The sequence below is a fragment of the Nocardia sp. NPDC058497 genome, from assembly GCF_042720195.1.
Taxonomy (GTDB): domain Bacteria; phylum Actinomycetota; class Actinomycetes; order Mycobacteriales; family Mycobacteriaceae; genus Nocardia.
In genome coordinates this window covers 1-4,791 of the sequence record NZ_JBHXMY010000467.1, presented here as the reverse complement: position 1 = coordinate 4,791, position 4,791 = coordinate 1, and the positions used below count along the sequence as shown (strand labels likewise).

5 protein-coding genes are annotated in these 4,791 nt (G+C 69.9%); 3 read left to right on the top strand and 2 right to left on the bottom strand.

Going from position 1 to position 4,791, the window contains the following annotated elements; translation table 11 throughout:
- The first annotated feature begins 262 nt into the window (after positions 1-262).
- Complete coding sequence (locus tag ACFWPJ_RS25045; RefSeq protein ID WP_378854830.1) at positions 263-682, top strand: hypothetical protein; 420 nt, start codon at positions 263-265, stop codon at positions 680-682.
- 14 nt (positions 683-696) lie between these two features.
- On the top strand, positions 697-1,656 hold the full coding sequence (locus ACFWPJ_RS25040) for an MvdC/MvdD family ATP grasp protein (protein ID WP_378854829.1): 960 nt from the start codon (positions 697-699) through the stop codon (positions 1,654-1,656).
- A gap of 6 nt (positions 1,657-1,662) precedes the next feature.
- On the opposite strand, the gene ACFWPJ_RS25035 is transcribed toward ACFWPJ_RS25040, so the two are convergent.
- Together ACFWPJ_RS25035 and ACFWPJ_RS25030 are read right to left on the bottom strand one after the other, a co-directional pair.
- Positions 1,663-1,935, bottom strand: coding sequence for a helix-turn-helix domain-containing protein (locus ACFWPJ_RS25035; RefSeq protein ID WP_378854828.1), 273 nt, complete (start codon positions 1,933-1,935; stop codon positions 1,663-1,665).
- Between the two features lie 154 nt (positions 1,936-2,089).
- Positions 2,090-3,721, bottom strand: a complete 1,632-nt coding sequence (locus ACFWPJ_RS25030) for an ABC-F family ATP-binding cassette domain-containing protein (protein WP_378854827.1) — start codon at positions 3,719-3,721, stop codon at positions 2,090-2,092.
- Between the two features lie 148 nt (positions 3,722-3,869).
- Here ACFWPJ_RS25030 and ACFWPJ_RS25025 point away from each other — a divergent pair, with 148 nt between their 5' ends.
- Positions 3,870-4,634: an SDR family oxidoreductase gene (locus tag ACFWPJ_RS25025; protein WP_378854826.1), complete on the top strand. Its 765-nt coding sequence runs from the start codon at positions 3,870-3,872 to the stop codon at positions 4,632-4,634.
- Positions 4,635-4,791: the final 157 nt, after the last annotated feature.

Genomic DNA, 4,791 nt, shown 5'->3' with positions numbered 1-4,791 from the left:
CCCATCACAGAGCGCGCCTGGCGCCCCCCTCCCAATGTCCGGCATCGTTAGCTGATCGATTGCCGGTGCGACGGGGCGATCAGCGGTCCGGTTGTCCGAAATTCTCTCCCCGCTAGGGGATCACGCGCCGCTCGGCGGTTTGCCCAGGGCTCTGCAAATCTTGCGAACCGGCTCGGCGACGCCCGCTCGCACGCTATGATCCGTAGCACCTTCGGGGGTTCTGGCAAATCGCGAGCAGACGAGAAGATCGGAGTGAGTGCCCATGACCGACGCCATCCACCTCCCCGCTACCGCGTCGTCCCGAGATCGGGGCCCGGCCTTGCGCGGATTGCTGGTGGCCGAGTCCGATCGCGACATCTCGGTGCGCGTCGACGGTGGTACGTGGACCTTCGACCGGCGGGATATCGTGCGGCTCACCGAGGATCGCGCCGCGGCGGGCGAACGGCGGGTGCGCGTCGACATCCGGCCCGGCGCCACCGCGGATTTCACCCGCAGGATGCGCGTCGAACTCGTCGACCGGCCGATCACGCTGGCCCCCGAGCCGTCGGAGGCCCTCGGTGACGACCTGCTGGCCCAGGCCACCCGCGCCTGGGCGACCAAGCTGCGGATCGCCGAACGCGGCGGCGTCACCGGCGCCACGTTCACCTTCCACGACGGCATCAACTGCGACAGCCTCGACTGAAGCGGCCCACCGTCATGGAACGCGCGACCGACGCGGTGCTCATCGTCTCCGAAACCGACGACCTGCACGCCGATGCGCTGGCCGCCACCCTGCGAGAACACCACGGGCTCGACCCGATCCGGCTCGACCTGCGTGACTTCCCCACCGAGACAGGCAGTTTCCGGCTCGACAAGGCAGGCACCAACCGCGCGCTCGCCCATGTCCACGGTCTCGACGACGTGCGCGCGGTGTGGTGGCGCAGGCCGCACCCGTGCCGGGTGCCGCACGGCGTGCGCGTCGCCGACGACGAGTTCCGCCAGGCCGAGTGCGACGGGTTCCTGCAGGGCATGCTGTGGTCGATCCCGGCCTACTGGGTCAACGATCCGGCCGCCGAGCGCACCGCGAGCCGCAAGATCGTGCAGCTGGAGACGGCGCAGCGCGCGGGCTTCACCATTCCCGAGACGCTGATCACCAACGATCCGGACGAGGCCCGCAGTTTCGTCGAATCCCGTTCCGGCCCAGTGGTGTACAAGCGCACGGGGACCGGCCGCGGCGAGTTCTCCGAGACCAGGATCATCACCAGGCCCGAGTTGAGCAGGCTCGGTTCGATCCGGTCGACACCCACCACGTTCCAGGACTATGTCGAGGCCAGCTGCGATCTGCGGGTGGTGTGGGTCGACGGCGTCGAGTGGGCGGTGCGTATCGATTCGCAGGCGGGTGTCGGCCGGGTCGATTCCCGGCTCGATACCTCGGTGGGGTTCACGCGCGACCGGTTGCCCGCCTCGGTCAGCAAGTCGCTGGCCACCCTGATGGGCGCCCTCGGGCTGAGCTTCGGCGTCGTCGACCTGCGCCTCGGCAGCGACGGGGAGTACTACTTCCTCGAGGTGAACCCGCAGGGCCAGTTCGCGTATCTGGAGATCAAGACCGGCCTGCCGCTGTTCACCAGCCTGGCGAACCTGCTCGTCCGCGGGGACGGTGCCGTCCCCGGTTGGTGAGGCCGGTCAGTCGGCCGGATTCTTACGCCGGTTGGCGCCGCCGCGGCCGCGTAACTCGACGTGCGATTCGACCAGCACATTGTGGATGAAGCCATACGAGCGGCCGGTCGTCCTGGCCAGGGAGCGGATGCTCGCTCCCGCCTCGTACTGTTTCTTCAGCTGGGACTGCAACCGGTCGCGGGACTTGCCCGTGACCCGGGTGCCCTTCCCCAGCGCAGCCTTACCGATCGTCGTCTTGCCCTTGGCCGACCGAGCGGCCTGTCTCGCACTGTCGCTCATGGCTTCCTCCGAGTCGCCGAGCAGCTGATTCCAGGCTAGACACTCCGGAGTCGGTGATCAACGAAAACCGTGATGAAACTCACCTGAGACCCGCGAGTTTCCTCGCGACACAGCGTTTCACGCGCGACACACCGCGTTCTGGGCCCGCGATGGCTCAGGCGAGGTCGATCAGCTCCGCGTACTCGTTCGACCAGTGGTCCTCGGTGCCGTCGGGCAGCAGAATGACGCGTTCCGGGTTCAGCGCCTCGGCCGCGCCCGGGTCGTGGGTCACCAGGACGACGGCGCCCGCGTAGGTGCGCAGCGCCTCGAGGACCTGTTCGCGCGAGACCGGGTCGAGGTTGTTGGTCGGCTCGTCGAGCAGCAGCACGTTCGCCGCCGAGGACACCAGCCCGGCCAGGGCCAGACGGGTCTTCTCACCGCCGGACAGCGTGCCGGCGGGCTGCTCGAGCTGGGGACCGGTGAACATGAAGGCGCCGAGCAGGCTGCGCAGCTCCTGCTCGCCCGCGTCCGGGGAGGCGTGCCGGATGTTCTCCCACACCGAGGCCTCGTCGTCGAGGGTGTCGTGCTCCTGGGCGAAGTAGCCGACCTTGAGGCCGCGGCCCTGCTCGACCCCGCCCGAGGTCGGCGTCTCGACGCCGGCGAGCAGCTTGAGCATGGTCGTCTTGCCCGCGCCGTTGAGGCCGAGCACCACGACGCGGCTGCCCTTGTCGACGGCGAAGTTGACGCCGGTGAAGATCTCGAGTGACCCGTAGAGCTTGGTGAGGTTGTTCACCATGAGCGGGGTCTTGCTGCACGGCGCGGGCTCGGGGAAGCGGATGCGGGCGACCTTGTCGGCCACGCGCACGTCGTCGAGCTCCGACATCAACCGCTCGGCGCGGCGCACCATCTGGTGTGCCGCAGCGGCTTTGGTGGCCTTGGCACCGAGCTTGGCGGCCTGCTGACGCAGCGCGCTCGCCTTCTTCTCGGCGTTGGCACGCTCGCGGACGCGGCGCTGTTCGTCGGTGGCGCGGGCGTCGAGGTACTTCTTCCAGCCCATGTTGTAGACATCGGGCTCACCGCGCACCGCGTCGAGGAACCACACCTTGTTGACCACGGCCTCGAGCAGTTCGACATCGTGGCTGATCACGATGAGGCCGCCGTCGTGGTTCTGCAGGAACCCGCGCAGCCAGGTGATCGAGTCGGCGTCGAGGTGGTTGGTCGGCTCGTCGAGCAGCAGGATGCGGTCGGAGCGCCCACCGGAGCCGTCGGAGGCGGAAAACAGGATCCGGGCCAGCTCGATGCGGCGGCGCTGACCGCCGGAGAGGGTGCGCAGCTGCTGGCCCAGGACCCGGTCGGGCAGGCCGAGGCTGTTGCAGATGCGGGCCGCTTCGCTCTCGGCGACGTAGCCGCCGAGCGAGGAGAACTGGTCTTCGAGGCGGCCGTACTTGCGGATCGCTTTCTCGCGTTCCTTCTCGTCGACGACCTCGGCCATCAGCGCCTGCTGCTTCTCCATGTCCCGGATCAGGGTGTCCAGGCCGCGCGCGGAGAGCACCCGGTCGCGGGCGATCACATCGAGATCGCCTTCCTTCGGGTCCTGCGGCAGGTAGCCGATCTCGGTGGAGCGCACGATCTTTCCGGCGTAGGGCTCGCCCTCACCCGCGAGGATGCGCAGGGTGGTGGTCTTGCCCGCGCCGTTGCGCCCGACCAGTCCGATCCGGTCGCCGGACTGCACCCGCAGCGCCGGCCCCGGGGCCGAGAGCAGGGTGCGGACTCCGGCCCGGACCTCCAGGTCGGTCGCCGTGATCACAGGGAATCTCCTCGTGTCGGAAAAAAGGGTGGCCGCCGAACCGACCCATCGTGCACCGTCGGTCTCGGCAAGAACCACTCATTTTACCGTCCTCGAACTCGGCGGCCGAACCGGCGCCGCCCGGTGTGAGCCTGGTTACTCTCGTCGCATGACTACCGATCTCCTTGGCCGGACCGCCCTCGTCACCGGAGCGAGCCGCGGCATCGGCCTCGCCACCGCCGCCGAACTGATGCGCCGCGGCGCGAACGTGCTGATCACCGCGCGCAAGCCCGAGCCGCTCGAGGCCGCGGCGGCCGAGCTGCGCGCCCTCGGGCACAAGGGCCAGGTGAGCACGCTGGCGGGCAACGCGGGCGATGCCGATGCCAGGGCCGAGGCCGTGGCCAGGGCGGTCACCGAGTTCGGATCGCTGGACATCCTGATCAACAACACCGGCATCAACCCGGTGTACGGCTCGCTGATGGACGCCGACCTGGGCGGGGTCAGCAAGATCTTCGATGTGAACGTGGTCGCCTCGCTGGGCTACGTCCAGCAGGCCTACCGGGCGTGGATGGCCGAGCACGGTGGCGCGATCGTGAACGTCGCCAGTGTCGCGGGCATCCGGTCCTCCGGTGTCATCTCGGCCTACGGGGCGTCCAAGGCGGCGCTGATCCGGCTCACCGAGGAGCTGGCCTGGCAGCTCGGCCCGAACATCCGCGTCAACGCGGTGGCGCCGGGCGTGGTGAAGACCAAGTTCGCCGACGCGCTGTACTCGGCGGACGAGGAGCGGGCCGCGAGCGCCTACCCGCTGAAGCGCCTCGGCGTTCCGGAGGATGTGGCCAGGCTGATCGCGTTCCTGGTCTCCGACGAGGCCGCGTGGATCACCGGCGATTGCGTGCGGGTCGACGGAGGACTGCTGTCCACCGGCGGCATCTGAGCCTCCCGGACAACGCGAAGGGGGGGGCCCGGGCCGGGGGAGGCCCGGGTGGGGCCCCACCCCTCACCCGCACCGAGGGGGGCGGGCGCCGGGGGGGGTGGGCCGCGGCGCCCCCCGGGGGCGGGGCGCCCGCCGCCCCCCCCCCCCCCCCCGGGGC